Raw genomic sequence first — 718 nt, 5'->3', positions numbered from 1 at the left:
TTTATGTGTCCCCATCGTCTAGAGGCCTAGGACACCGCCCTTTCACGGCGGTAACAGGGGTTCGAATCCCCTTGGGGACGCCACTTACTATTTTAAGTATGTGTAAAGCAGTGTGACACCGCACTCTCTATGCACGACGTATCAAGAGTACTAATCTCTTGGGGACGCCACTTACTTATTTTTAATAGGGAAGTGAAGTGTTATTAAGAAAGCTCGCCTGAAACGAGTCTAAAAATTCAGTTGTCCTAGTGACACATTTATGTGTCCCCATCGTCTAGAGGCCTAGGACACCGCCCTTTCACGGCGGTAACAGGGGTTCGAATCCCCTTGGGGACGCCACTTACTTATTTTTAATAGGGAAGTGAAGTGTTATTAAGAAAGCTCGCCTGAAACGAGTTTAAAAATTCAGTTGTCCTAGTGACACATTTATGTGTCCCCATCGTCTAGAGGCCTAGGACACCGCCCTTTCACGGCGGTAACAGGGGTTCGAATCCCCTTGGGGACGCCACTTACTTATTTTTAATAGGAAAGTGAAGTGTTATTAAGAAAACTCGTCTGAAACGAGTCTAAAAATTCAGTTGTCCTAGTGACACATTTATGTGTCCCCATCGTCTAGAGGCCTAGGACACCGCCCTTTCACGGCGGTAACAGGGGTTCGAATCCCCTTGGGGACGCCACTTACTTGTTTTTTAATAGGGAAGTGTAGTGTTATTAAGAT

General features: G+C 46.1%; 4 tRNA genes. All 4 read left to right on the top strand.

Annotated elements, in window-relative coordinates:
• Positions 1–7 precede the first annotated feature (7 nt).
• The 4 genes from GQR54_RS18325 to GQR54_RS18310 all read left to right on the top strand — a co-directional run bounded on the left by GQR54_RS18325 (position 8) and on the right by GQR54_RS18310 (position 677).
• Positions 8–83, top strand: a tRNA-Glu gene (locus GQR54_RS18325).
• 180 nt (positions 84–263) lie between these two features.
• Positions 264–339 (top strand) — tRNA-Glu (locus tag GQR54_RS18320).
• A gap of 93 nt (positions 340–432) precedes the next feature.
• Positions 433–508: transfer RNA gene (locus GQR54_RS18315), tRNA-Glu, on the top strand.
• 93 nt (positions 509–601) lie between these two features.
• Positions 602–677, top strand: a tRNA-Glu gene (locus GQR54_RS18310).
• Positions 678–718: the final 41 nt, after the last annotated feature.

The organism is Pseudoalteromonas sp. Z9A4 (genome assembly GCF_011378845.1).
In the GTDB taxonomy this organism is placed as follows: Bacteria; Pseudomonadota; Gammaproteobacteria; order Enterobacterales; family Alteromonadaceae; genus Pseudoalteromonas; species Pseudoalteromonas arctica.
This window is presented reverse-complemented; position numbering and strand designations above follow the sequence as displayed.